General features: G+C 71.9%; 24 protein-coding genes. 11 read left to right on the plus strand and 13 right to left on the minus strand.

Annotated features, from left to right (window positions below; all coding sequences use genetic code 11):
* Nucleotide 1 precedes the first annotated feature (1 nt).
* The gene (locus ACWEKM_RS02170; protein ID WP_451619228.1) at nt 2-361 is read left to right on the plus strand and encodes a hypothetical protein; all 360 of its coding nucleotides are present in this window, start codon (nt 2-4) and stop codon (nt 359-361) included.
* The gene (locus tag ACWEKM_RS02175; protein ID WP_451619229.1) at nt 342-785 is read left to right on the plus strand and encodes a hypothetical protein; all 444 of its coding nucleotides are present in this window, start codon (nt 342-344) and stop codon (nt 783-785) included. Before ACWEKM_RS02170 ends, ACWEKM_RS02175 begins: the two co-directional genes overlap by 20 nt.
* Here the strand turns inward: ACWEKM_RS02175 and ACWEKM_RS02180 are convergent.
* The 3 genes from ACWEKM_RS02180 to ACWEKM_RS02190 form a co-directional block, all read right to left on the minus strand.
* Nucleotides 775-1,272, minus strand: a complete 498-nt coding sequence (locus ACWEKM_RS02180; RefSeq protein ID WP_451619230.1) for a GNAT family N-acetyltransferase — start codon at nt 1,270-1,272, stop codon at nt 775-777. The two genes, ACWEKM_RS02175 and ACWEKM_RS02180, sit on opposite strands and share 11 nt — an antisense overlap.
* A 57-nt stretch (nt 1,273-1,329) precedes the next feature.
* Nucleotides 1,330-1,824: a sigma-70 family RNA polymerase sigma factor gene (locus ACWEKM_RS02185; protein ID WP_451619231.1), complete on the minus strand. Its 495-nt coding sequence runs from the start codon at nt 1,822-1,824 to the stop codon at nt 1,330-1,332.
* A gap of 74 nt (nt 1,825-1,898) precedes the next feature.
* The gene (locus ACWEKM_RS02190; protein ID WP_451619232.1) at nt 1,899-3,074 is read right to left on the minus strand and encodes a glycerophosphodiester phosphodiesterase; all 1,176 of its coding nucleotides are present in this window, start codon (nt 3,072-3,074) and stop codon (nt 1,899-1,901) included.
* A gap of 452 nt (nt 3,075-3,526) precedes the next feature.
* On the opposite strand from ACWEKM_RS02190, the gene ACWEKM_RS02195 reads away from it, so the two are divergent.
* Nucleotides 3,527-4,156 carry a lysophospholipid acyltransferase family protein gene (locus ACWEKM_RS02195; protein ID WP_451619330.1) on the plus strand — a complete coding sequence of 210 codons (630 nt, stop codon included), beginning with the start codon at nt 3,527-3,529 and terminating at the stop codon, nt 4,154-4,156.
* 321 nt (nt 4,157-4,477) lie between these two features.
* On the opposite strand, the gene ACWEKM_RS02200 is transcribed toward ACWEKM_RS02195, so the two are convergent.
* From ACWEKM_RS02200 to ACWEKM_RS02220, 5 genes are all read right to left on the minus strand, one after another.
* Nucleotides 4,478-6,001: an MFS transporter gene (locus ACWEKM_RS02200; RefSeq protein ID WP_451619233.1), complete on the minus strand. Its 1,524-nt coding sequence runs from the start codon at nt 5,999-6,001 to the stop codon at nt 4,478-4,480.
* Nucleotides 5,998-6,549 (minus strand): TetR/AcrR family transcriptional regulator, encoded by a 552-nt coding sequence (locus ACWEKM_RS02205; RefSeq protein WP_451619234.1) that lies wholly within the window; start codon nt 6,547-6,549, stop codon nt 5,998-6,000. The genes ACWEKM_RS02200 and ACWEKM_RS02205 overlap by 4 nt, the downstream gene beginning before the upstream one ends.
* An 84-nt stretch (nt 6,550-6,633) precedes the next feature.
* The gene (locus ACWEKM_RS02210) at nt 6,634-7,605 is read right to left on the minus strand and encodes an aldo/keto reductase (RefSeq protein ID WP_451619235.1); all 972 of its coding nucleotides are present in this window, start codon (nt 7,603-7,605) and stop codon (nt 6,634-6,636) included.
* A gap of 114 nt (nt 7,606-7,719) precedes the next feature.
* A complete protein-coding gene (gene argH / locus ACWEKM_RS02215; RefSeq protein ID WP_451619236.1) occupies nt 7,720-9,153 on the minus strand; it encodes an argininosuccinate lyase in 1,434 nt (477 codons plus the stop codon).
* 104 nt (nt 9,154-9,257) lie between these two features.
* On the minus strand, nt 9,258-10,451 hold the full coding sequence (locus tag ACWEKM_RS02220) for an argininosuccinate synthase (RefSeq protein ID WP_451619237.1): 1,194 nt from the start codon (nt 10,449-10,451) through the stop codon (nt 9,258-9,260).
* Between the two features lie 185 nt (nt 10,452-10,636).
* On the opposite strand from ACWEKM_RS02220, the gene ACWEKM_RS02225 reads away from it, so the two are divergent.
* The 3 genes from ACWEKM_RS02225 (at nt 10,637) to ACWEKM_RS02235 (ending at nt 13,040) form a co-directional block, all read left to right on the plus strand.
* Entirely contained in the window at nt 10,637-11,536 is a 900-nt protein-coding gene (locus ACWEKM_RS02225) for a hypothetical protein (RefSeq protein WP_451619238.1), read from the plus strand.
* A 208-nt stretch (nt 11,537-11,744) separates the two neighbouring features.
* On the plus strand, nt 11,745-12,332 hold the full coding sequence (locus ACWEKM_RS02230; RefSeq protein ID WP_451619239.1) for a pyridoxamine 5'-phosphate oxidase family protein: 588 nt from the start codon (nt 11,745-11,747) through the stop codon (nt 12,330-12,332).
* A gap of 3 nt (nt 12,333-12,335) precedes the next feature.
* Nucleotides 12,336-13,040 carry a L,D-transpeptidase family protein gene (locus tag ACWEKM_RS02235; RefSeq protein WP_451619240.1) on the plus strand — a complete coding sequence of 235 codons (705 nt, stop codon included), beginning with the start codon at nt 12,336-12,338 and terminating at the stop codon, nt 13,038-13,040.
* Here ACWEKM_RS02235 and ACWEKM_RS02240 read toward each other — a convergent pair.
* Together ACWEKM_RS02240 and ACWEKM_RS02245 are read right to left on the minus strand one after the other, a co-directional pair.
* Complete coding sequence (locus ACWEKM_RS02240; RefSeq protein WP_451619241.1) at nt 13,034-14,662, minus strand: sensor histidine kinase; 1,629 nt, start codon at nt 14,660-14,662, stop codon at nt 13,034-13,036. The genes ACWEKM_RS02235 and ACWEKM_RS02240 overlap by 7 nt on opposite strands.
* The gene (locus tag ACWEKM_RS02245; RefSeq protein ID WP_451619331.1) at nt 14,659-15,399 is read right to left on the minus strand and encodes a response regulator transcription factor; all 741 of its coding nucleotides are present in this window, start codon (nt 15,397-15,399) and stop codon (nt 14,659-14,661) included. Before ACWEKM_RS02245 ends, ACWEKM_RS02240 begins: the two co-directional genes overlap by 4 nt.
* 187 nt (nt 15,400-15,586) lie before the next feature.
* Here ACWEKM_RS02245 and ACWEKM_RS02250 point away from each other — a divergent pair, with 187 nt between their 5' ends.
* The 5 genes from ACWEKM_RS02250 (at nt 15,587) to ACWEKM_RS02270 (ending at nt 20,678) form a co-directional block, all read left to right on the plus strand.
* Entirely contained in the window at nt 15,587-16,939 is a 1,353-nt protein-coding gene (locus ACWEKM_RS02250; RefSeq protein ID WP_451619242.1) for a ferredoxin reductase family protein, read from the plus strand.
* Between the two features lie 183 nt (nt 16,940-17,122).
* On the plus strand, nt 17,123-17,611 hold the full coding sequence (locus ACWEKM_RS02255; RefSeq protein ID WP_451619243.1) for an FMN-binding protein: 489 nt from the start codon (nt 17,123-17,125) through the stop codon (nt 17,609-17,611).
* Nucleotides 17,612-17,670: 59 nt separating this feature from the next.
* On the plus strand, nt 17,671-19,053 hold the full coding sequence (locus ACWEKM_RS02260) for a ferredoxin reductase family protein (protein ID WP_451619244.1): 1,383 nt from the start codon (nt 17,671-17,673) through the stop codon (nt 19,051-19,053).
* 49 nt (nt 19,054-19,102) lie between these two features.
* Entirely contained in the window at nt 19,103-19,885 is a 783-nt protein-coding gene (locus tag ACWEKM_RS02265; RefSeq protein ID WP_451619245.1) for an FMN-binding protein, read from the plus strand.
* Nucleotides 19,886-19,889: 4 nt separating this feature from the next.
* Entirely contained in the window at nt 19,890-20,678 is a 789-nt protein-coding gene (locus ACWEKM_RS02270; RefSeq protein ID WP_451619246.1) for an FAD:protein FMN transferase, read from the plus strand.
* Between the two features lie 380 nt (nt 20,679-21,058).
* Here the strand turns inward: ACWEKM_RS02270 and ACWEKM_RS02275 are convergent, their stop codons facing one another.
* The 3 genes from ACWEKM_RS02275 to argB are packed head-to-tail and all read right to left on the minus strand — an operon-like array spanning nt 21,059 to nt 23,773.
* Nucleotides 21,059-21,634 carry an arginine repressor gene (locus ACWEKM_RS02275; RefSeq protein WP_451619247.1) on the minus strand — a complete coding sequence of 192 codons (576 nt, stop codon included), beginning with the start codon at nt 21,632-21,634 and terminating at the stop codon, nt 21,059-21,061.
* A 7-nt stretch (nt 21,635-21,641) separates the two neighbouring features.
* Nucleotides 21,642-22,841 (minus strand): acetylornithine transaminase, encoded by a 1,200-nt coding sequence (locus ACWEKM_RS02280; protein WP_451619248.1) that lies wholly within the window; start codon nt 22,839-22,841, stop codon nt 21,642-21,644.
* Nucleotides 22,838-23,773 (minus strand): acetylglutamate kinase, encoded by a 936-nt coding sequence (gene argB / locus ACWEKM_RS02285; protein WP_451619249.1) that lies wholly within the window; start codon nt 23,771-23,773, stop codon nt 22,838-22,840. Before argB ends, ACWEKM_RS02280 begins: the two co-directional genes overlap by 4 nt.
* Between the last annotated feature and the right edge of the window lie 135 nt (nt 23,774-23,908).

Below are 23,908 nucleotides of genomic sequence, written 5' to 3' on the forward strand. Positions count from 1 at the left end.
CATGCTCAATCCCCTGACGCTGGTGACCGGGGTCGCCGCGCTGCTGCTCGCCGCCTGGTGCGGCTGGGCGGCCCATCGTGATCAGCCCACCAAGGACTGGCACTTCATCGGGATGGCCGTGGTGTCGCTGCTGGCCGTCGTGCAGTTGGCGGTCGGGATCGTGCAGTTGGCCCGGGGCGAGGACCCGGAACAGGGGAAGACGATCTTCGTGGCCTATCTGCTGGGCGCGTTCGCGTGCGTCCCGGCGGCGGGCTTCATGTCGCTGGCCGAGCGCACCCGGTGGGGCTCGGTGACGGTCGCCGCGGGCGGCGTCGTCCTGGCCGTCCTGGAGGTGCGGCTCTATGACATCTGGGGAGGCTGAGGTGACCACCACCACGCAGGAGACCCGGGCACGGCTGGTCGGCGGGCCCGGGATGCTGCTCGTCTGGTTCTACGGCGTGATGGTCGTCGGGGCCGTCTCGCGGTCCGTCTACCAGATCGCGACCGAGTTCGACCGGGCGCCGCTCGCCTACGCGTTGTCGGCGGTGGCGGGCGTCGTCTACGGGTTCATCACATACTCGCTGGTGCGCGGCGGCGAGCGGGCCCGCAGGGCGGCGCTGGTGTGCTGCGCCGCCGAACTCGCGGGTGTCCTGGTCGTCGGGACCTGGACGCTGGTCGAACCGTCGGCCTTCCCGGACGCGACGGTCTGGTCCGACTACGGCATGGGGTACGTCTTCATCCCCGTGCTGCTGCCCCTGACGGCGCTGTACTGGCTGCGCCGGGCCCGGACCGGCGTCACGCCGTAGCCGCGTACGTCCCGGCCGGCTTCTCCAGGACGATCATCGGGACGCCGTCCTCGCCCTTGGAGGTGCCCACCGCCTGGTAGCCGACTCGCCGGTACAGCCGCAGGTTGCCCTCGCTGCGGTGGCCGGTGTGCAGCCGGAACGTGGTGGCACCGCGCTCCTCGGCGAGCGCGGCCTCGGCGGCGCGCAGCAGCCGGGCACCGATGCCGTGGCCCTGCAGCCGTGGATGGACGCAGAGTTTGCCGATGGAGGCCGCGCCGTCCCCGGTGACCGTGCCGCGGACCGAGCCGACCACCTCGTCGCCGAGCCGGGCGACGAACACGCAGTCGGCCGCGACCTCCTGGCGGACCGAGTCGAGGCTCTGGACGAGCGGATCGATGCGGTAGTTGCCGTACAGCGCCGCCTCGCTCTGGAAGCACAGGTACTGAAGCCTGAAGATCTGCTCCGTATCCCGCTCGGTCGCCGCCGAGATGGTCACGCTCATGCCCATGTGCGCATGCCTCCCGCTCACCTGATCGCCTGTGGTTCCTCACTCCTATCCCCGCGCTCAGCGGGCCGCAACCTCCGTCGTCAGCAATCGCCGCAGACATCCCAGACATTTGGAACGTTCCGGCCCGAGACTGCCCTGTGAGATACCCAACTCCGCCGCGATTTCCCGGTAGGTGAGGTCCTTCGGAGACAGCAACGCCTCCAGCAGCCGCGGGCAGCGGCCGGGCAGTCTGCGCACCGCGTCGCGCAGCGCCCGGTGCCGCGCCGCGGTGAGCGCGGTCTGTTCGGGCCCGCGGCCCCCGTCGTCGGCGGGCTCGGACTCGTACGGCCGCTCGGCGCGGGCCCGGCGCCGGCTGCGCCGTGCCTCGGCGCGGACCGCCCGGCGCAGCCAGCCCTGCGGGTCGGCCGGCGGGCCGACGGCGGCCAGGCGTTCCAGGAGGCGCAGCCAGACCGCCTGTTCCAGATCGGCGGGTTCGGTTCCCGCGGCATGTGCCTCGGCGCCCGCCTCGGCGGTGAGCAGCGGGCGCAGGGCGGCAACAAGGTCGTGCGTCATATGCGCAACGACGTGGCCGCCCCGGCGCGGGTTGCCGGGGCGGCCACAGGTCTACCCGAACGGGCGTCAGGTGCTCAGCTGTTGACGTAGTCCTCGCGGGCGAGCAGACCGGTGTCCGCGTTGTCGGTGAACACACCGTCGATGCCGGTCGCGAAGTACGCCTGGAACGCGCCGAAGGCGTCGCCGTAGGCGTCCGCGTCGGTGCCCTTGCGGAACTCCTTCGGCAGGAAGGGGTTCTCGTTGCGCATGGTGTAGGGGTGCAGGATCAGACCCACCTTGTGCGCGTCGGCGACGAGCGTGGTCGGCGCGTCCAGGCTGCCGTCGGCCTTCCTCGGGATGACGAGGTCGAGGGTCGGGCCGATGCCCTGCGCGTAACCGGCGATCTCCCGCAGGCCCTTGGGCGTGATGAGGTCGGCGACGGTGCGCGCATCGCCCGCCTCGACGAAGTCCCAGGGACGGGAGTTCGCCGAGGAGAGCAGGACGACCAGCGGGTTGTCCACCAGCTTGTTCAGCCGCTGGATGCTGCCCGGCTCGAAGGACTGCAGGATGACCGGCGAGTTCCGCTTGTCCTTGCCGTACTTGCGCAGCAGCTTGGCGACCCGCTCCTCCAGGCCCAGGCCCAGCTTGCGGAAGTACGTGGGGTGCTTGGTCTCCGGGTAGATCCAGACCTGCTTGCCGCGCTTGCGGGTCTGCTCGTCCTGCCACTTCAGGACCTCTTCGAACGTGGGGATCTCCCAGCGCCCGTTGTAGAGGTTGTTGTGCGGGCGGTTGGCCGGGATGCGCTCGACGGCGCGCAGGGTCTTCAGCTCGGCGAGCGTGAAGTCCTCGGTGAACCAGCCGGTGGTGGAGACGCCGTCGAGGACCTTGGTGGTCTTGCGGGACGCGAACTCGGGGTGGTCGGCGACGTCGGTGGTGCCGCCGATCTCCGGCTCGTGCCGGCACACCAGGTGACCGTCCTTGGTCGGCACCAGGTCACCGGCCTCGACGATGTCGGCGCCCAGGTCGAGAGCCAGCTGGTAGGAACCGAAGGTGTGCTCGGGGCGGTAGCCGCTGGCACCCCGGTGGCCGACGATCGTCGGCACCGGCAGGCTCTTCAGGCCTCCGCGCCCGTGTCCGGCCGACCGGGACTCCGCGGCCAGCGCGGCGCCCGGCAGTCCGAGGACCGCTCCGCCGGCGCCCAGCACCGCGGCGCCCAGGAGCGCCCGCCGTCCGGTTCCCTGCGTCTGCTCGTTCGACTCATGCCTGTCCATGAGGCCCTTCCTGCCGTGCGGCCGCTGTTTCCGACGCCCCCCCTTTGGGACGCCCCGGCCGGTGTCTCCGTCGATGCGGGCCGATCGTAGGGGCGTGTACATGACGGACGGGAGACTCCGGACCCAACACACGGGTGAAGTCAGATGTCGCGCGGGAAGCACGAGGTGACGGTGCGTCCGGGACGACGCGCGCGACACGGGCGGGCGTCCGGCGGGTGGCCGGGCGATGTCCGTCACACCGTCACGCCCGTGTTACACGGCGGCCCCGGCGCGTCACCACAGGTAAACCCGCGTCAATAGTGAGTAAGACATCGGTGAACCGGACGCACCCGGTGTGCGCTGCCCCCCGAGCCACGAGTATCGTCCTCACCTGCACAGACTCATACCATCCCTCGACATCGGAGGACCCGTTGTCCCGCTTCGCGCTCATCAAGGCAGTGCTCGGACCGATCATGCGCCTGATGTTCCGCCCCCAGGTGGAGGGCGCCGAGCACATCCCGGCCGACGGTCCGGTCATCATGGCGGGCAACCACCTCACGTTCATCGACTCGGTCGTGCTGCCGCTGGTGTGCAAGCGGCAGGTGTTCTTCATCGGCAAGGACGAGTACGTCACCGGCAAGGGGTTCAAGGGCCGCCTGATGGCCTGGTTCTTCACCGGCGTCGGCATGATCCCGGTGGACCGGGACGGGGCGAACGGGGGCGTGGCCGCGCTGATGACCGGGCGGCGGATCCTGGAGGAGGGGAAGGTCTTCGGCATCTACCCCGAGGGCACGCGGTCGCCCGACGGGCGGCTCTACCGCGGCCGTACCGGCATCGCCCGCCTCACGCTGATGACGGGCGCGCCGGTGGTGCCGTTCGCGGTGATCGGCACGGACAAGCTGCAGCCGGGTGGGACGGGTATTCCGCGTCCGGGCCGGGTGACCGTGCGCTTCGGTGAGGCGATGGAGTTCTCCCGGTACGAGGGGATGGACCGGGATCGCTATGTGCTGCGGGCGGTGACCGATTCCGTGATGGCGGAGGTCATGCGGTTGTCGGGGCAGGAGTATGTGGATATGTACGCGACCAAGGCGAAAGCCGCCTGACGCCTCCGGCGGTTTGGCCGTTGTTCGGGTGCGGGTGAGTTGGGGGTTGGGGGTCGGGGTGGGGGGTTGCGGTCGTTTTCGGGTGCGGGTGCATCGTGGTTGAGCGCGCAGTTCCCCGCGCCCCTGGGGGGTTGCCCTGCCGGGGTTTCTTCGGTTCTGCTTTCTGAGTCAGCGCCGCCTCTCCGTCGTCGTTCGGGTGCGGGTGCATCGTGGTTGAGCGCGCAGTTCCCCGCGCCCCTGGGGGGTTGTCGGCGGGCATGCCTTGATGGGTGCGGGTGCGTTGGGGCTTGGCGCGCAGTTCGCCGCGCCCCTGGGGGTGTCTCAGGGGGTGTCTTCCAGGGATTGGTGTTTGAGGAGGAACCACGCTGCCGCTGCTGCGGTCAGGAGGACTGCTGCTCCTACGCCGAAGGCCAGGTGGAGGCCGTGGACGAAGGCGTCGCGGGCCGCGGTCAGCAGGGCCTGCGCGGTGGGGGCCGGCAGGGTCGACGCCGACTCCACCGCGCCGCCCAGTGACTCATGGGCCACGGTCGGCGTGCCCGCCGGGCCCGCGAAGCCCCGGTAGACGCCCGTCACGATCGAGCCCAGCAGGGCGATGCCCAGGGCGGCGCCGAGTTCGTACGCCGTCTCGGAGACCGCGGAGGCGGCGCCCGCCTGCTCCTTGGGCACGCTGGAGAGAAGCACGTCGGCGGTCACTGTGAAGGAGAAGCCCGCGCCCACGCCGACGACCAGCAGCGCGGCGCCGAGCAGCGGATACCCCGTCGTATGGCCCAGCGTCGTCAGCGCGGCCAGCGCCAGGCCCACCGCGGCGAGGCCGCCGGAGACCACGACCCGCACCGAGAAACGGCGCGCCGCGCGGCCCGCGACCAGACCGGCCGCCACCGCGCCGAGCGCGGCGGGCACTTCGGCCAGCCCCGCCTGGAACGGACGCATGCCCTGGACGAGTTGCAGGTACTGGGAGAGGAAGAAGACCAGCCCGGACATGCCCAGCACGGTCAACAGGTCGGCGAGGACCGCGCCGCTGAACCCGCGCCGCCCGAACAGCCGCATGTCCAGCAGTGGGATCGGCAGCGTGAACTGGCGGCGCACGAAGCCGTACAGCGCGACCGCACCCAGCAAGCCCACGCCGAGGGTGGCCGGGGCGAAGCCGTGCGAGGCGGCCTCCTTGATCGCGTAGACGACACCGATCATGCCGACCAACGACAGGACCACGCTGGCCAGGTCCCACGGGCCGGGGTTCGGATTGCGGGACTCGGGCAGCGTCCGAGCGCCGACGAGCACGAGCACCGCCATCACCGGCAGGTTGATGAGGAAGACCGAACCCCACCAGAAGTGCTCCAGCAGGAAACCGCCCGCGATCGGACCGACGGCCGTACCGGCGGAGGCCGCGGCACCCCAGATGCCGACCGCGAGGCTCCGCTCGCGCGGGTCGTGGAAGAGGTTGCGGATCAGGGCGAGCGTGGCGGGCATCAGGGTGGCGCCCGCGACACCGAGCAGCGCCCGCGCCAGGATCAACAGTTCGGGGGTGGTGGCGTAGGCGTTGAGCACGGAGATCGCGCCGAACGCAGTGGCCCCGCCGAGCAGGATCCGCTTGCGGCCGATGCGGTCGCCGAGGCTGCCCATGGAGACGAGCAGACCGGCGATGACGAACGAGTACACGTCGCCGATCCACAGCAGTTGGTTGCCGGAGGGCCTGAGATCCTCGCTGATGAAGGGGGTCGCGAGGCCGAGGACGGTCGCGTCGACGGCCACCAGCAGCACGGCCAGCACGAGGACGGCGAGCGCGAGCCAGCGGCCCGGCCGCTTCTCCGCCTCCGTCACCGAGACCGACCGCAGGGTGCTGCTCATGATTCCTCTCTTCGTACTGCGCCGCCGAGCAGCAGCTCGACGATCATGTGGGTGAAGTCCTTGCGGGCGACGCGGCCTTCCGAGACCGCCCAGGCGGCGGAGGCCAGCAGGCCGTACAGCGCCTCGGTGAGCCAGGCGGGGGTCAGGTCGATGCGGAACACGCCCTCGGCCTGGCCTCTGCGGAACAGGGTCGCGACGCGCTCGTCGATCCGGGCCCAGCCCTCGTTCTGCTCCTCGCCCTCGAACAGCTGGTTCTCGGTGTAGAGGAAGGCCAGCAGGCCCGCGACGGGTTCGCACGCGCGCACCAGCCGCCGTACCGCCTCGCTCGCCGGGCCCTCGTCCAGGCGGGCCGCGTCCAGCGCGGCCACGCACTCCGCGATGCCGAGCGACTCCAGCGCCCGCACCAGCGCGTCGCGACCGGCGAAGTGGCGGTGCAGGGTGGCCCGGCTGATCCCGGCGGCCTTGGCGACCTCGTCCATGGTCGCGGTGGCTTTACGGGTCAGCAGGGCGGCTGCGCAGCGCAGCACGTGGTCACGGTCCAGAGCCATGAGACAACCATAGGCCATTTGAGACAAGGATGTCTCAGAGCGGGCGTGGGGGTATCAGCCGCCCCGGTCGGCGGGTGGCTCGGCTCAGTGCCAGGGGAGCTGCCCGCGCCGCGCCCAGTAGGCGGCCGGTTCCTCGGCGAGCGTCGAGAGCCGGGCCAGCTGCTCCTCGTCCAGGTCGACGGCCGCGGCGTGCAGATTGGATGCGAGCTGGCCGGTGGTCGCGGCGCCGGACAGGACGACGCCCGCCCACGGCCGGTGCAGGATCACCGCGAGGGCGACCGCGTCGCACCCCAGGGACGTCTCCTCGGCCACGCTCCGCAGCGTCTGCGGGGCCTGCGGGGCGGCCAGCCGCCCGTTGGCCATGCCCTCCTTCACGATCACGGTGAGCCCCGCGTCGTGCGCCTCGGTGAGGGCCGGCCCGGCGGAGGTCTCCAGGACGTTGTACGTCGACTGGACGGTACGGAAGAGCGGCTCGCCCGCGACGGTGACGGCGAGGGCGGCGCGGATCGCCTCGGCCTGGGCCGGGCCGCTGGTGGAGAAGCCGATGGTCAGGCCCCCGGCGGCGGCCTCGGCGAGTTGCGCGTGCAGCTCCTTGTCGGTGAGGGCCGGGCTGTCCGGGGTCACCGAGTGGATCTGGTAGAGGTCGAGCCGGTCACCGAGCAGCCCGTCCGTCTCGGCGCGCTGGCGCTCGTACGTCCGCAGGCTGTGGTCCTTGGTCTCGTGCTGCTCCGCGTCGGTGGACCAGTCGGCGGTGTAGGTGTAGCCCCACTTGCTGCCGACCACCACATCGGCGGCGGCCGGGCGGGTACGCAGCCAGTCGGCGAGGAACTCCTCGGCGCGGCCGTAGGAACGGGCCACGTCGACATAGCGCACGCCCTGGGCGTAGGCGGCGTCGAGGAGTTCGTGGCTGCGTTCGCGCAGCGCGTCGACGGTGCGGCCGGCCGGGAGGTCGCGCTCCCGGCCGAGGTTGATGTACCCGGGGCGTCCGACGGCGGCGAGGCCCAGACCGATGTGGCAGGTGGCCGTCGTCGCCGAGGCCAGTCGGGCGAAGGGCATCACGGGCTCCGTTCGGTCGGCTCCGGTACACGTTCATGACCAACGTAACCGCGAGGACCGGCCTTCACGCGCGCGGCGGCGGGCCGCGGTCGGGGCGGTCGGCCGCCCCGGGCGTCACCTTCCGTTCTTGGCGGTGGCCCACGTGTGCTGGGCCGCCACGTCCGCCTTCACCTCGGCCAGCTGGACGGCGACCGCGTCGGGTGCCGTGCCGCCGCGGCCACTGCGGGAGGCGAGGGCGCCGGGGACGTCAAGGACCGAGCGGACCTCGGGGGTGAGGCGGGCGGAGATCTTCGCGAACTGCTCGTCCGTCAGCTCGTCCAGCTCCTTGCCCTCGGCCTCGGCGGTCTTCACGCACTCGCCGGCCACCTCGTGCGCGACCCGGAAGGGCACGCCCTGCTTCACCAGCCACTCGGCGATGTCCGTGGCGAGCGAGAAACCGGCCGGGGCCAGCTCGGCCATGCGCTCGCGGTGGACCGTGAGGGTGGCCATCATCCCGGTGAAGGCAGGCAGGAGGACTTCGAGTTGGTCGCAGGAGTCGAAGACCGGCTCCTTGTCCTCCTGGAGGTCGCGGTTGTACGCCAGCGGGAGCGCCTTGAGGGTGGCGAGGAGACCGGTCAGGTTGCCGATCAGCCGGCCGGACTTGCCGCGGGCCAGCTCGGCGATGTCCGGGTTCTTCTTCTGCGGCATGATCGACGAGCCGGTGGAGAAGGCGTCGTGCAGCGTCACGAAGGAGAACTCCTTCGTGTTCCAGATGATGACCTCCTCCGCGATCCGGGAGAGGTCGACCCCGATCATCGCGGTGATGAAGGCGAACTCGGCCGCGAAGTCGCGGGATGCCGTGCCGTCGATGGAGTTGCCGACGCTGCCGTGCTCGAAACCCAGGTCCTTCGCCACCGCCTCCGGGTCCAGGCCGAGCGAGGAGCCCGCCAGGGCCCCCGAGCCGTACGGCGACACGGCCGTCCGCTCGTCCCACTGGCGCAGCCGCTCGGCGTCCCGGGAAAGCGCCTGGACGTGCGCGAGGACATGGTGGGCGAAGAGCACCGGCTGGGCGTGCTGGAGGTGGGTGCGGCCGGGCATCGCCACGTCCGGGTGGGCCTCGGCGAGGCCGATCAGCGCGTCCTGGAGGTCGGCGATCAGTCCGCCGATGATCCGGGCGTGGTCGCGCAGGTACATCCGGAACAGCGTGGCGACCTGGTCGTTGCGCGAGCGGCCCGCGCGGAGCTTGCCGCCGAGGTCCGGGCCGAGCCGCTCCAGCAGACCACGCTCCAGGGCGGTGTGGACGTCCTCGTCGGCGACGGTGCCGACGAAGGAGCCGTCCGCCACGTCCGCCTCCAGCCGGTCGAGACCGGTGATCATCCGGGTCAGTTCGTCGTCGGTGAGGAGCCCCGCCTGGCGCAGCACGCGCGCGTGGGCGCGCGAACCGGCGATGTCGTAGGGGGCGAGCCGCCAGTCGAAGTGGACGGACGCGGACAGCTTCGCCAGGGCCTCGGCGGGACCGTCCGCGAACCGGCCGCCCCAGAGCCGTACGTCACCGCTGTTGCTGCTCACTTGCGTTGCTCCTAGGAAAAGTTACGGATGTGCCGCCGCCTCCCCGCTCGGGTCCGAGCGGGGAGGCGGTTGTCAGGCCGGTGCGGGTGGCTGCGGCCGGCCGGTCACGCCAGGTCGCGCTTGGCGGCGATCTTCGAGGACAGGCTGTAGATGTCGATGAACCCCTTGGCGGCGGACTGGTCGAACGTGTCGCCCGTGTCGTAGGTGGCGAGGTTGAAGTCGTACAGCGACTGGTCGGAGCGTCGGCCGGTGACCACCGCGCGGCCGCCGTGCAGGGTCAGCCGGACGTCGCCGGAGACGCTCTGGTTGGCCTCGTTGACAAAGCCGTCCAGGGCGCGCTTGAGCGGGGAGAACCACTGGCCGTCGTAGACCAGTTCGCCCCAGCGCTGCTCGACCTGCCGCTTGTAGCGGGCCAGTTCGCGCTCGACGGTGACGTTCTCCAGCTCCTGGTGGGCGGTGATCAGGGCGATCGCGCCCGGAGCCTCGTACACCTCGCGGGACTTGATGCCCACGAGCCGGTCCTCGACCATGTCGATCCGGCCGATGCCCTGGGCGCCGGCGCGCTCGTTGAGCTGCTGGATGGCCTGGAGGACGGTGACGGGCCTGCCGTCGATGGCGACCGGGACGCCCTCCTTGAAGGTGATGATCACCTCGTCGGCCTCGCGGGGCTCGGCCGGGTTGGACGTGTACTCGTAGATGTCCTCGATCGGGGCGTTCCAGATGTCCTCCAGGAAGCCCGTCTCGACGGCGCGCCCGAAGACGTTCTGGTCGATGGAGTACGGGGACTTCTTGGTGGTGGCGATCGGGAGCTGCTTCTGCTCGCAGAAGGCGATCGCCTTGTCGCGGGTCATCGCGTAGTCGCGGACCGGGGCGATGCACTTGAGGTCGGGGGCAAGGGCGACGATGCCGGCCTCGAAGCGGACCTGGTCGTTGCCCTTGCCGGTGCAGCCGTGGGCGACGGTGGTGGCGCCGTGCTTCTGGGCCGCGGCGACCAGGTGCTTGACGATCGTCGGGCGGGAGAGGGCGGAGACCAGCGGGTAGCGGTCCATGTACAGGGCGTTGGCCTTGATCGCCGGGAGGCAGTACTCGTCGGCGAACTCGTCCTTGGCGTCCGCGACCTCGGCCTCGACGGCGCCGCACGCGAGGGCGCGCTTGCGGATGACGTCCAGGTCCTCGCCACCCTGGCCGACGTCGACCGCAACGGCGATGACCTCGGCGCCCGTCTCCTCGGCGATCCAGCCGATGGCGACGGAGGTGTCCAGACCGCCTGAGTAGGCGAGTACGACGCGCTCGGTCACGGGTTTCTCCTCACAGTGCACTGGCTTACGTGCATGAGTATGCAGCACTCTGCATGATTCGTCAATCTACGAGGAGAACGAGGAAAACGGCGGCGCCTTGAACATCCGAAATCGCTTTCCCGTACTTCCCACCGACGCAGGCGCCGCGTCCGTGAACCCACCCCTGACCCAAGTGAGGCATCCCCATGTCCAGGGCTCTTCCGAAGTACAACAGGCGTCGCGTGGCGTTGATCGGCGGCGCCGCCGCCGTGGTGCTGTCCGGCGCGGTGATCGCCGGCTCCGCGCTCGCCGGGGAGACCTCCAAGACCTCGAAGGACGGCGGCACCGACGCCCGTACCCTCGCGGCCGCGGGAACCATCAGCTGCCCCGACGTCGCCTCGCAGCTGCCCGCGATCCCCGCCTCCGCACAGGCCGAGGTCGACCGCAACCTCACCCTCCTCCAGACCCAGATCCAAGAAGCGAACAAACGCCTCAACGACACCGTCGGACAAGGCGGACCCAACTTCGTCAACAACGCCATCCTCGGACCCCTCAAGGACAAGCGGGTCTCGACCATCGACCGCATCGCCATCTCCATCGGCCGCACGGCGGAAAAGCCCACCGGGCTCGACGCGCTCGCGCCGTGCACGCTCGGCGCGGACGGCGCTGACGCGGGAGCCGGGGACGCGGGAGCCGGGGACGCGGGAGCCGGGGACGCGGGAGCGGCCGGTTCGGGCGACACCGGCGCTGGTGACACCGGTGCGGACGGTGCCGGGGCCTCGCAGCAGCCGGCCGACGGCACCGGCGCCGCCGCGGGAACCATCAGCTGCCCCGACGTCGCCTCACAGCTGCCCGCGATCCCCGCCTCCGCACAGGCCGAGGTCGACCGCAACCTCACCCTCCTCCAGACCCAGATCCAAGAAGCGAACAAACGCCTCAACGACACCGTCGGACAAGGCGGACCCAACTTCGTCAACAACGCCATCCTCGGACCCCTCAAGGACAAGCGGGTCTCGACCATCGACCGCATCGCCATCTCCATCGGCCGCACGGCGGAAAAGCCCACCGGGCTCGACTCCCTGGCCGCCTGCACGCTCAATCAGTGAGGTGACAGGCAGCCGTGACCGCCCCGTTTCAGCGCCGGCCGGGGCGGCCACGGCGGAAGCCGGGTCCGTCCCCACCGGATCCGGCTTCTCCCTCGGCGGACGAGTTCCTCTTCGACGGACGACTGCCCATGCTCGACCGGACGACTGCCCATGCGACGGACGAATTCCCCTTCGACGGTCGAAGGGATTGCGGCGATACTCGGCAGACATGGGAAAGACCTATGAGCGCATAGACGGCAGGCTCCGCACGTTCATCGAGGAACAGCCCCTCTTCTTCACCGCCACCGCCCCCCTCTCCGGCGACGGCACCGTCAATCTCTCCCCCAAGGGGCTCAAGGGCTCCTTCGCGGTGCTCGACGAACACACCGTCGCCTACCTCGACTTCGCCGGCTCCAACGCCGAGACGATCGCCCATCTGCGGGAGAACGGCCGCATCACGCTGATGTGGTGCGCCTTCCAGGGCTCGCCGAACATCGTCCGGGTGCACGGGCGGGGCGAGCCGGTCTTCCGCGACGACCCGCGCTTTCGCGAACTGCTCGCGCGCTTCCCCGGCATCGACCCGGCTCCGCACGGCCTGCGCGCGATCATCGTCGTCCGCGCCGAACTGGTCCGGGACACCTGCGGATACGCGGTTCCCTTCCTGGCGTACGAGGCGGACCGGGACCTGCACGAGCGGCGCTTCGCGCGCGAGGACGACGCCTCGCTGAGCGACTACTTCACCAAGAAGGACCATGTGGCGACGAGCCTGGACGGCCTACCCGGGCTGCCGTTGCCGCTGCCCCCGTCTACCGTCTGAGCCATGCGCCCAGGTGTCGTCGTCACCCTCGTGTCCGCGTCCCTTCTCGTACTCGGTACGGCGCCCGCCACCGCCGGCCAGCCCCCGCTGCCGACGCGGCTGGCCGACACCGGGGGCGGCGGCCAGCTGATCACCGCCGAGGCACCGCGGGCCGACGCGACATCGGGCACCGTCACCTGGTGGGACCGGCGGGGCGGGCGATGGGTGTGGGCCGGTTCGGCGCCGGCCCGGTTCGGCGCGCGGGGACTCGTCGAGGGCACCGTGCGCGAGCAGGGCATGAACACGACCCCGACCGGGCTGTACGACCTGCCGTTCGCGTTCGGCGTGCGGCCGGCCCCGCGGGGCACGGCGGTCCGGTACCGGCCGGTGCACGAGGACTCCTGGTGGTGCCAGGACACCGCGTCCCGGTCCTACAACCGCTGGACCGAGCCCCGTCCGGCCGACTGCCGCGCCGCCGAGTCGGAGCACCTGATCGCGTACCGCACCCAGTACGCGCACGCGCTCGTCATCGGCTTCAACTACCGGCGCCCCGTGCAAGACCGCGGCGCGGGGATCTTCCTGCACGTCAACGGGCCCGGCGCCACGGCCGGTTGTGTGTCGGTGCCGGCCGACGCCATGCGCCGGATCCTGCGCTGGGCGAACCCCGCGGCGCGGCCGCACATCGCGATCGGGACGACGGGCGGGGCCACGGCGATCACCCGTTACTGACGTCGGCCGACCGGACCATGGGCCGGTCGCGCACCGGCGTGCTCCGGACGCGCACCGGCAGGCTCCGAGCGCGCAGGAGCGGGTTCCGGTGCCGTCGCACGGTCCGGGCCGACCGCGGGCAGCCGCACCGTGAACGTCGTGCTGCCCGGACGGCTGTCCAGGCCCACGCTCCCCCCGTGCGCCTCCGTCACCGCCGCCACGATCGAGAGCCCCAGCCCGGCCCCGCCGCCCGCGGCCTCCGTGCGGCGGCGGTGCTCGGCGCGGGTGAAGCGTTCGAAGACGCCGGGCCGGACCTCCTCGGGAACGCCCGGCCCGGTGTCGTGGACGTCCAGCCGGACGGTGTCACCGTCGGTCTCCAGGGACACCGTCACCTTCGTGCCGGGGGGCGTGTGCGACCGCGCGTTGCCCAGCAGGTTGGCCAGCACCTGTTGCAGCCGGTGGGCGTCGCCGGTCACCGTCACCGGCTCCTCGGGCAGTTCCAGCGCCCAGCGGTGGTCGGGGCCCGCGGCCCGGGCATCCGTGACGGCGTCCAGGACGAGGCGGGTCAGATCGACGGGGCGGCGCTCCAGGGGGCGTCCGGCATCCAGCCGGGCGAGCAGCAGCATCTCGTCGACCATCTCGCCCATACGGGCGGACTCGGCGGCGATCCGCTCCAGGGCCCGTGTCACCTCCGGGGGCACCGGTCCGGGATGCAGCAGGGCGAGTTCGGCGTGGCCGCGCACCGAGGCGACCGGGGTGCGCAGCTCGTGGCTGGCGTCGGCGGCGAAGCGGCGCAGCCGTTCCTCGCTCGCCTGTCGCTTGGTCAGCGCGTTCTCGACGTGCCCGAGCATCCGGTTGAACGCGGTGGCCACCTGCCCCACCTCGCCGCGCGGGTCGGTCTGCGGGGCCCGCGCCGGCAGGACGACTTCCCCGCTGGCCAGCGGCAGCTCACTGACCCGGGTGGCGGTCGCGGCGACCCGGTTCAGCGGGCGCAGCGACCAGCGCACCCACAGGGCGCCGGCGACACCGGCGATCACCAGGGCGGCGCCGAAGACGCTTGCGGCGACCAGTTCGAGCCGGCGCACGGCGGCCGCCACCGGTTCCAGCGGCAGCCCGGTGATCAGCACGTCGCCGTCCCGGCCCCGGTAGGCGGCGGCCCGGTAGGAGGCGTGCAGCGACTCCAGGGCGACGGTGCGGGCCCGGCCGTCGGCCGGCAGGGCGCCGAGCCGCGCCTGGTCCTCGGCGGACAGGGTGACATCGCGCAGATTGGCGGCGGCGCTGCCGGACGGCACGACGGCCGCGTTGGTGACCCGTTCGGCGACCAGCCGGGCGCCGAACGTGCCGGTCACCTGGCGCCGGGTGTCGCCGTGCTCGTCGCCGTCGTGGTCGCTCGGTGCCGGACCCCCGTGCTCCAGGCTGGCCGGCAGTCGGCTCCCGACGTCGGTCAGCTGCTGGTCGAGACGGCGGGTGAGAAAGCCGTCCAGCTCGACTACGGCGGCCACCCCGACGGCGGCGCAGCTGACGGCGAGCAGCACGACCAGTCCGGCACTGAGCCGGGCCCGCAGCGTGCGCGGCCAGGGCAGCCGCCGCAGCCCCCGCGCCACGCGCCGCGGTACCGGCCTCAGCCGCGGTACCGGCCTCATGAGAGCGCCGGCTTGAGCAGATAGCCGGCCCCGCGCACGGTGTGGATCATGGGCGCGCGGCCCGCGTCGACCTTCTTGCGCAGGTACGAGATGTACAGCTCGACCACGTGGGCCTGGCCGCCGAAGTCGTAGGACCACACCCGGTCGAGGATCTGTGCCTTGCTGAGCACCCGGCGCGGGTTGCGCATCAGGAAGCGCAGCAGCTCGAACTCGGTCGGGGACAGCTCGATCAGTTCGCCGGACCGGGTCACCTCACGGGCCTCCTCGTCCATGACCAGGTCGCCCACCACCAGCCGCGGCCCCTCCTCCAGCTGCCGGGCCATGCCCGCGCGCCGCAGCAGTCCGCGCAGCCGGGCGACGACCTCCTCCAGGCTGAACGGCTTGGTGACGTAGTCGTCGCCGCCCGCGGTGATCCCGGCGATGCGGTCCTCCACGGCGTCCCGCGCGGTGAGGAAGAGCACACAGACGTCGGGCTTCACCTCGTGCAGCCGACGCAGCACGGCGAAGCCGTCGGTGTCCGGCAGCAGCACGTCGAGGACGACCGCGTCGGGCAGCAGCTCGCGGGCCGCCGCGAGCGCCGAGGCGCCGTCGCCGGCCGCGCGGACCTCCCAGCCCTCGTAGCGCAGGGCGCCGGTGAGCACCTCGGCGAGGTCGGGGTCGTCGTCGACGACGAGGACGCGCAGCGGCGACCCGTCGGGGCGGGTCAGTGCGGGGCGGCCGGCGCGGGTGGTGTTCATCTCGTCCTCCAGCATCACCCATCCCGTGCGACGACGGGGAGCGGGAATGCTCTGAGCTTCCTCTGAGTCCGCCGGGCGCGGACCGTGCTCAGAGGCGGCTCAGAGCTTTCGGCGGCACAGTGACGGCTCCGGTGACGGCTCCGGCGGGAGTGCACGGTGCGGACTCGCCGGGAGAAAGGACATGATCATGGCCGCGGTGCATGAGCGGCGGACGGCTCGGGCCGCTCCGCTCGCCTCCCGGCGTTCCCCGGCGCTCCCGCTGCTGACGCTGCTGTGGGCCGGTGCCGCGGCCGTGGCCGCCCTGTGGTGGACGGGCACGGGCTCGGTCATCGGCGCGGCAGGCTGGCTGACCGGGGCCGGGCGGATCGCCGGTCTGCTGTGCGGGTACGCCTGCGCGGTGCTGGTGGGCCTGATGGCGCGGGTTCCGGTGCTGGAGGTACGGATCGGCTCGGACCGGGTGGCACGCTGGCACGCGATGGCGGGCCGGTACACGGTCTGTCTGCTTCTCGCGCACATCGTGCTGATCCTGGCCGGGTACGCCGCGCAGGACCATGCCTCCCTCGTGCGCGAGACGGTCACCGTCGTCCTCGACTACCCGGAGATGCTGAAGGCGACCGCCGGCGGCGTGCTGCTGTGCGCGGTGGGCGTCGCCTCCACGCGCGCCGTGCGCCGCCGGACCAGCTACGAGTTCTGGTACTACCTCCACCTGCTGACCTATGCCGCCGTCTTCCTCGCCTTCTTCCACCAGCTGGCGCTGGGCAACGATTTCGCCGGGAAGCCCGTGGCCACCGCCGCCTGGTACGCGCTCTACCTGGGCGTCGCGGCCCTGGTCGGGTGGTACCGGATCCTCGCACCGGTGCGGCTGAACCTGCGCCACCGGCTGCGCGTGGAGTCGGTGCACCGGGAGGCGCCGGGCGTGTACTCCGTGGTCGTCCGCGGCCGGCGGCTGGCCGAACTGGGCGCGCGGCCGGGGCAGTTCCTCCGCTGGCGGTTCCTCGGGGCGGGCCTTGGCTGGACGTCGACGCCGTACTCCCTGTCGGCGCCGCCGCACGGGGACCGGCTGCGGATCACGGTCAAGGCGCTCGGCGGCCACAGCGCGGCCGTGCCGGGGCTGCAGCCGGGCACCCGGGTGTGGGCGGAGGGCCCGTACGGCTCGCTGACCGCGGACCGGCGCACCGCGCACCGGGCGCTGCTGATCGCGGGCGGTGTCGGTATCACCCCGCTGCGGGCGCTGTTCGAGACGCTGCCCGGCGATGTGACGCTGCTCTACCGGGCGCGGACGGCCGAGGACCTCGCACTGGGCGGCGAGCTGGAGGCCATCGCGCGCCGGCGCGGGGCGACGGTGCGCTACGCCCTCAACGGGGCCGACGGCGAACGGCCCGCGCTGACCGCCGGGGCGCTGCGCGCCGCTTTCCCGGGGCTCGCCGGGCACGACGTGTACCTGTGCGGTCCGCAGGGCTTCGCCGAGGACGTGTACACGCAGCTGCGGGCCGCGGGCGTGCCGGACCGCCGTATCCACCACGAGTCGTTCGAACTGTGAGAACCGGCCGAGAACCGGCCGAGAACCGGCCGAGAACCGGCCGAGAACCGGCCGAGAACCGGGACGAGAACCGGGACGAGAACCGGGACGAGGGAGGAGAGGGAGCGCCATGGACGACGCGAAGGCCCTGGGAGGCACGGAAGTGGTGGGAGGCACGGAAGTGGTGGGAGCGGTGAGGCCGTCGTGCACGCGTTGAGGAAGACCCGTCCGCTGCGCCGCGTCGTGCTGGCGAGCGCCGCGACCGTCTGCGGGACGGTCCTGCTGCTGGCCCTGAAGCCGCACGCGAACCCGGTGGCCGCCGCTGCGCCGGTGCCCACGCCGTCCGGCCGCGCGAGCGCATCGGCCACGGCTCCGGCCGGCCGCGCGAGCGCGTCGGCCACGGCTCCGGCCGCCGACGACAAGACCGTCACCGGTGACACGGTGCAGACCCGCTGGGGCCCGGTCCAGGTGCGCGTCACCGTGCGGGGCGGCCGGCTCACCGACGTCACGGCCGTCGTGTACCCGCAGGACAACCCGCGCGACCAGCAGATCAGCGCCTACGCCCTGCCCCAGCTGCGGCAGCAGGCGCTGGCCGCGCAGAGCGCGCGGATCGACACCGTGTCGGGGGCCACGTACACCAGCGACGGTTACCGGCAGTCGCTCCAGTCCGCGCTGGACTCCGCAGGTCTGTGAACACTCGGGAGCCCCGACACGTATCTGTGGGCCAAGGTCCCGTCCCGCACGGAGGAACCGTGACCACCACCCTCGCAGGCGGACGTGCCGCCCGCCGCCAGACGATGCGCCGCATCCGCCCGCGCCGCTCCCCGGCCGTCCCGCTGCTGCTCGCCGTCGCGGCGGGCGCGGCGGGCGTGCTGTGGCTGTGGTGGCACAACACCCCGTCCATCGCCGACGACACCGGCAAGATCCTCAACGCGGGCCGGATCACGGGTCTGCTCGCCGGCTACCTCATGGCGCTGGTCGTCCTGCAGATGGCCCGGGTCCCCGCGCTGGAACGGCGGGTCGGCTCGGACCGGGTGGCCCGCTGGCACGCGATGAGCGGCCGCTACACGCTCTGCCTGGTCCTCGCCCATGTCTTCCTCATCATGTGGGGCTACGCACTGCAGGCGGGCAGGTCGCTCGGCGATCTCGTCCAGCAGACCGTCGACTCCGTCAACCAGCTGCCCGACATGGGCAAGGCCGCCATCGGCACGGGCCTGTTCGTGCTCATCGGGCTGACCTCGATCGGCGCGGTCCGCCGCAGGCTGCCGTACGACACCTGGTACCACGTCCACCTGATGACGTACGCGGCGGTGTTCCTGACGTTCTGGCACCAGATCACCAGCGGCAACGACTTCGCCCTCGAACCCGCCGCGAAGACCTTCTGGTACGCGCTGTACGGCTCGGTGACCGCGTTGCTGGTCTGGTATCGGATCCTCAGCCCGATCCGGCTCAACCTGCGGCACCGGATGCGGGTCGAGGCGGTGATCGAGGAGACCCCGGGCATCGTCTCGGTGCTGATCGGCGGGCGGAAACTGCACCGGATGGGCGCGGAGGCCGGGCAGTTCTTCCGGTGGCGGTTCCTGGCGCCGGGCATGCGGTTCAGCTCGCACCCGTACTCGCTGTCGGCGGCGCCCCGGCCGGACATGCTGCGGATCACGGTGAAGGCGATCGGCGACCACAGTGCCCGGCTGCGCGAGCTGCGGCCGGGTACCCGGGTGTGGGCCGAGGGTCCGTACGGCGCGCTCACCGCGTCCCGGCGCAGCCGCGGCAAGGTGCTGCTGGTCGCGGGCGGTGTCGGCATCACGCCGATGCGGGCGCTGTTCGAGACGCTGCCCGGCGCGGCCGGCGACCTGACCCTGCTGTACCGGGCCAACAGCACGCAGGACCTGGCGCTGTGGGACGAGCTGGCGTCGATCGCCGAGGAGCGCGGCGCCCGGTTGATGTACGCGGTCAACAGCCCGGAGGGGGAACGGCCGGACATCTCCGCGGACAACCTCCGGCGGAAGATCCCGGACATCGACCGGCACGACGTCTTCATGTGCGGCCCGCCCGGGTTCGCGCAGTCGGTGTACGAGGCGCTGCGCGGCGCGGGGGTACCCGCCCGCCGCATCCATCACGAGTCGTTCGAGATGTGAGCGACGGACCCTCAGCGGAACCCCACGGGAAATCAGGAGCGCACAAGAGATGCGGAAGAGCCACCCCATACGGCGCGTCATGCTGGCCACCGCGGCCACCGTGTCCGGTGTCGTCCTGCTGCTGTCGCTGAAGCCGGCCTCGGACCCGGCCTCCGCATCGGCGGCGGGCGCGGCGCCCCAGCAGACGGCGGCGGCGCAGGAGTCGCCGCAGGGCGGAGCGCAGCCCGCCGGATCCGGCACGGTGACCGGTGACGCGGCCCGGACCCAGTACGGGGCCGTTCAGGTACGCCTGACCGTCAGCGGCGGCAGGATCACGAAGGCGGAGGCGGTGCAGGCGCCCAAGGGCGGCACCAGCGACCAGAAGACAGCACTCGCCGTACCCAAACTGAACCAGGCGGCGGTCACCGCACAGAACGCCCGCATCGACACCGTCTCCGGCGCGACCTACACCAGCAACGGCTACAAACAGTCACTCCAGTCGGCGCTCGACAAGATGAAGGCGGCCGGTTCCTCGCCCGCGGCGCCCGGCGCACCCTCCTCCGGCGCCGCGCGGGCCGGTTCCCGCACGCTGACCGGCGAGGCCGCCCAGACCCCGTACGGACCGGTCCAGGTGCGGATCACCGTCACCGACGGAAAGGTCACCGAGGCGGCGGCGGTACAGGCACCCAAGGGCGGCACCAGCGACCAGAAAACAGCACTCGCCGTACCCAAACTGAACCAGGCGGCGGTCACCGCACAGAACGCCCGCATCGACACCGTCTCCGGCGCGACCTACACCAGCAACGGCTACAAACAGTCACTCCAGTCGGCGCTCGACCAGGCCGGTGGCTGACGCGGTGGCAGAGCCGGCGAATACTCCCGCCGCGGTGCGGCACGCGGAGGAGGTCATGGGGACGGTCTTCTCCTTCGACGTCCGCGGCGGGGACCCGGGTGCCGTACGGGCGGCTCTGGACGAGGCGGTCGCCGGACTGCACCGGGTCGACGCGGTGTTCAGCACGTACCGCGAGGACAGCCAGGTCTCCCGGCTGGCCCGGGCCGAACTGACCGTGGCGGACTGCGATCCCGAAGTGGCCGAGGTGCTGCAACTGGCGGCCGAGGCGGAGCGGTTGAGCGATGGATGGTTCAGCACGACGTACCAGGGCCGGCTCGATCCGACCGGGATCGTCAAGGGCTGGGCCGTCGAGCGGGCCGCGCGGCGGATCGCCGCGGCCGGGGTGAGCGGGGTGAGCGTGAACGGCGGCGGCGATGTGCAGATGTTCGGCGCGCCCGAGCCGCAGCGGCCCTGGCGGGTCGGGGTGGCGGATCCGCTGCGGCCGGGTGGGCTGGCGGCGGTGGTGTCCGCGGCCGGGGTGGACCGGCTGGCGGTGGCGACGTCCGGGACGGCGGAACGCGGGGCGCACATCGTGGACCCGCGGACCGGGCGGACGGCGGTCACCGACCTGGTGGCGGTGACCGTGATCGCTCCCCGCCTGACCTGGGCGGACTGCTGGGCCACGGCCGCGTTCGCGATGGGCTCGCGGGCCGGCCTTGACTGGCTGGAGTCCGTCCCGGACGTGGAGGCCCTGTTGATCACGGCAGGCGACGAGGTCCGCTGCACCGAGGGCCTGGCAGCCCGCCTGGGCTGAGCCACCGGGATGCCTTGCACCGCTGATGGGCGGGCCGCACAGCCCCGACCCTCACAAGCCCCCACCACACACAACCCGCACCCAACCAACCACAGCCACCCAACATAGGGGCGCGGGGAACTGCGCGATCAGCCACACACCACCTGCACCCAACCGAACACAGCCACCCATACATAGGGGCGCGGGGAACTGCGCAAACCGCCCACACACAACCCGCACCCAACCAACCACAACCACCCACCCCAGGGGCGCGGGGAACTGCGCAACCACCACACACAACCCGCACCCAACCGAACACAGCCACCCATACATAGGGGCGCGGGGAACTGCGCAAACCGCCCACACACAACCCGCACCCCCACCCCCACCGCCAAAAAACTTCAGTGGCCGTTCTGCGCCAACCGCAGCAAGTGGGCCGCCAAAGCCTGCCCCCCACTCGGCTCCCGGCTGATCAGCAGCACCGTGTCGTCGCCCGCGATCGTCCCCAGGATGTCGTGCAGTTCGGCCTGGTCGATGGCGGACGCGAGGAACTGCGCGGCCCCGGGAGGGGTCCGCAGGACCACGAGGTTGGCCGATGCCTCCGCGGAGATCAGCAACTCCTGGGAGAGCCGCCGCATCCGCTCTTCCTTCGCCGACTCCCCGAGCGGCGCCCGGGGCGTGCGGAACCCGCCCTCGCTCGGCACCGCGTAGATCAGGTCGCCGTCGGTGTTGCGGATCTTCACCGCGTTCAACTCGTCCAGGTCCCGGGAGAGCGTCGCCTGGGTGACGCTCAGCCCGTCGTCGGACAGGAGTTTCGCCAACTGGCTCTGCGACCGCACCGGTTGCCGGTTGAGGATGTCCACGATCCGGCGGTGGCGTGCGGTCCGGGTCTGCGGCACGGCGGGCCCGGCGGCCTGGTCGTTGTCCGGCCCGAGGCCCTGCCCGTGGCCCTGCCCGTGATTCTGCTCCTGACTCATCGTCGTCTCATTCTCCGGATCGTCCGTCCCCGTTCGCTGCGTCGAGGATGCCGGGCAACGCCCGGATGAACGCCTCCGTCTCGTCGTCGCCGAGGTTCAGCGGCGGCATCAGCCGTACGACGTCGGGAGCAGGCACGTTCACCAGGAAACCGGCCTCCTGAGCCGCCTGCTGGACCTGCGACGCGAGCGGCTCGGTGAGCACGATACCGAGGAGGAGCCCGGTGCCCCGGACATGGGCGACCAGCCGATGGCCGAGCGCCTCGATCCCGTCCCGCAACCGCTCGCTCTGCCGCTTGACGTTCTCCAGCAACCCGTCGTTCGCGATGGTGTCGAGAACGGCGAGCCCCGCGGCGCAGGCCACCGGATTGCCGCCGAAGGTCGTCCCGTGCTGGCCGGGCCCGAGCAGGTCGGCGGCGCGGCCGAAGGCGACCGTGGCGCCCAGCGGCAGCCCGCCGCCGAGGCCCTTGGCGAGGGTGACGACGTCCGGCAGGACGCCCTCGTGGGCCTGGTACTCGAACCAGTTCCCGGTGCGGCCGACGCCGGTCTGCACCTCGTCCAGGACCAGCAGCGAGCCGGTGGCCGCGGTGATCGCGCGGGCCGCCTTCAGATAGCCGACGGGCGGGACCACGACGCCGTTCTCGCCCTGGATCGGCTCGATGACGACGAGGGCGGTCTCCTCGGTGACCGCGGCGGCCAGCGCCTGCGCGTCGCCGTAGGGCACATGGGTGACGTCGCCGGGCAGCGGCCGGAACGGGTCCTGCTTGCCGGGCTGGCCGGTGAGCGCGAGGGCGCCCATGGTCCGGCCGTGGAAGCCGCCCTCGGTGGCGACCATGTGGGTCCGCCCGGTGCGCCGGCCGATCTTGAAGGCGCCCTCGTTGGCCTCGGCGCCGGAGTTGCAGAAGTACACCCGGCCGTCGCGGCCGAAGAGTTGGAGGAGCCGTTCGGCGAGGGCGACGGGCGGCTCGGCGATGAACAGGTTGGAGACATGGCCGAGGGAGGCGATCTGCCGGCTCACGGCCTCGACCACGGCCGGGTGGGCGTGGCCGAGCGCGTTGACCGCGATGCCGCCGACGAAGTCGAGGTACTCCTTGCCGTCGGCGTCCCACAGCCTCGTGCCGGCGCCGCGCACCAGCGCCAGTTGGGGGGTGCCGTAGTTGTTCATGAGCGCGCCCTGCCAGCGCGCGGTGAGTTCCTGATTGTCCGTCATGAGGCGTCCCCGTCCTGCTCGTCGGGCACGACCATCGTGCCGATGCCCTCGTCGGTGAAGATCTCCAGCAGGATCGAGTGCTGGACCCGGCCGTCGATGACGCGGGCGGTGCGCACGCCGCCTCGCACGGCGTGCAGGCAGCCCTGCATCTTCGGCACCATGCCGGCGGACAACTCCGGCAGCAGTTTCTCCAGTTGGGAAGCGGTGAGGCGGCTGATCACCTCGTCGGAGTGCGGCCAGTCCTCGTAGAGGCCCTCGACGTCCGTGAGGACCATGAGCATTTCGGCGCCCAGCGCCGAGGCGAGGGCCGCGGCCGCCGTGTCCGCGTTGACGTTGTAGACGTGCCCGTCGTCCTGGCTGCGGGCGATGGAGGAGACGACCGGGATACGGCCGTCGGCGAGCAGGGTTTCGATCGCGCCCGTGTCGATCTCGGTGATCTCGCCCACCCGTCCGATGTCGACGGGTTCGCCGTCGATCTCGGGCAGATGCTTGACGGCGGTCATGGTGCGCGCGTCCTCGCCGGTCAGGCCCACGGCGAACGGCCCGTGCTGATTGAGCAGCCCCACCAGCTCGCGCTGCACCTGCCCGGCGAGCACCATGCGTACGACGTCCATGGCGTCCTCGGTGGTGACCCTCAGACCGGCCTTGAACTCGCTGACGATGCCGTGCCGGTCGAGCGCGGCGCTGATCTGCGGGCCACCGCCGTGCACCACGACCGGTTTGAGGCCGGCGTGCCGCAGGAAGACCACGTCCTGGGCGAACGCGGCCTTCAACTCCTCGTCCACCATGGCGTTCCCGCCGAACTTGATGACGACGGTCTTTCCGTGGTGCCGGGTCAGCCAGGGCAGTGCCTCGACAAGGATCCGGGCCTTGGGCAGTGCGGTGTGTTTACGGGTCGAAGACTTTCGTTCTTCTGGGTGATTGACCGTCATAGCCGACTTTCGGAAGTATCTCGAATCAGCCGCCGGGCGGGCGGTGTTGGCCTGCGGAGGCGCTGTAAGACTCGTCTCGGACTCGTCCGGGGCAAGCGGTCGCCGGTGAAACAGGAACCCCCGTCGGCGACGATG

This window comes from Streptomyces sp. NPDC004752 (assembly GCF_053601275.1).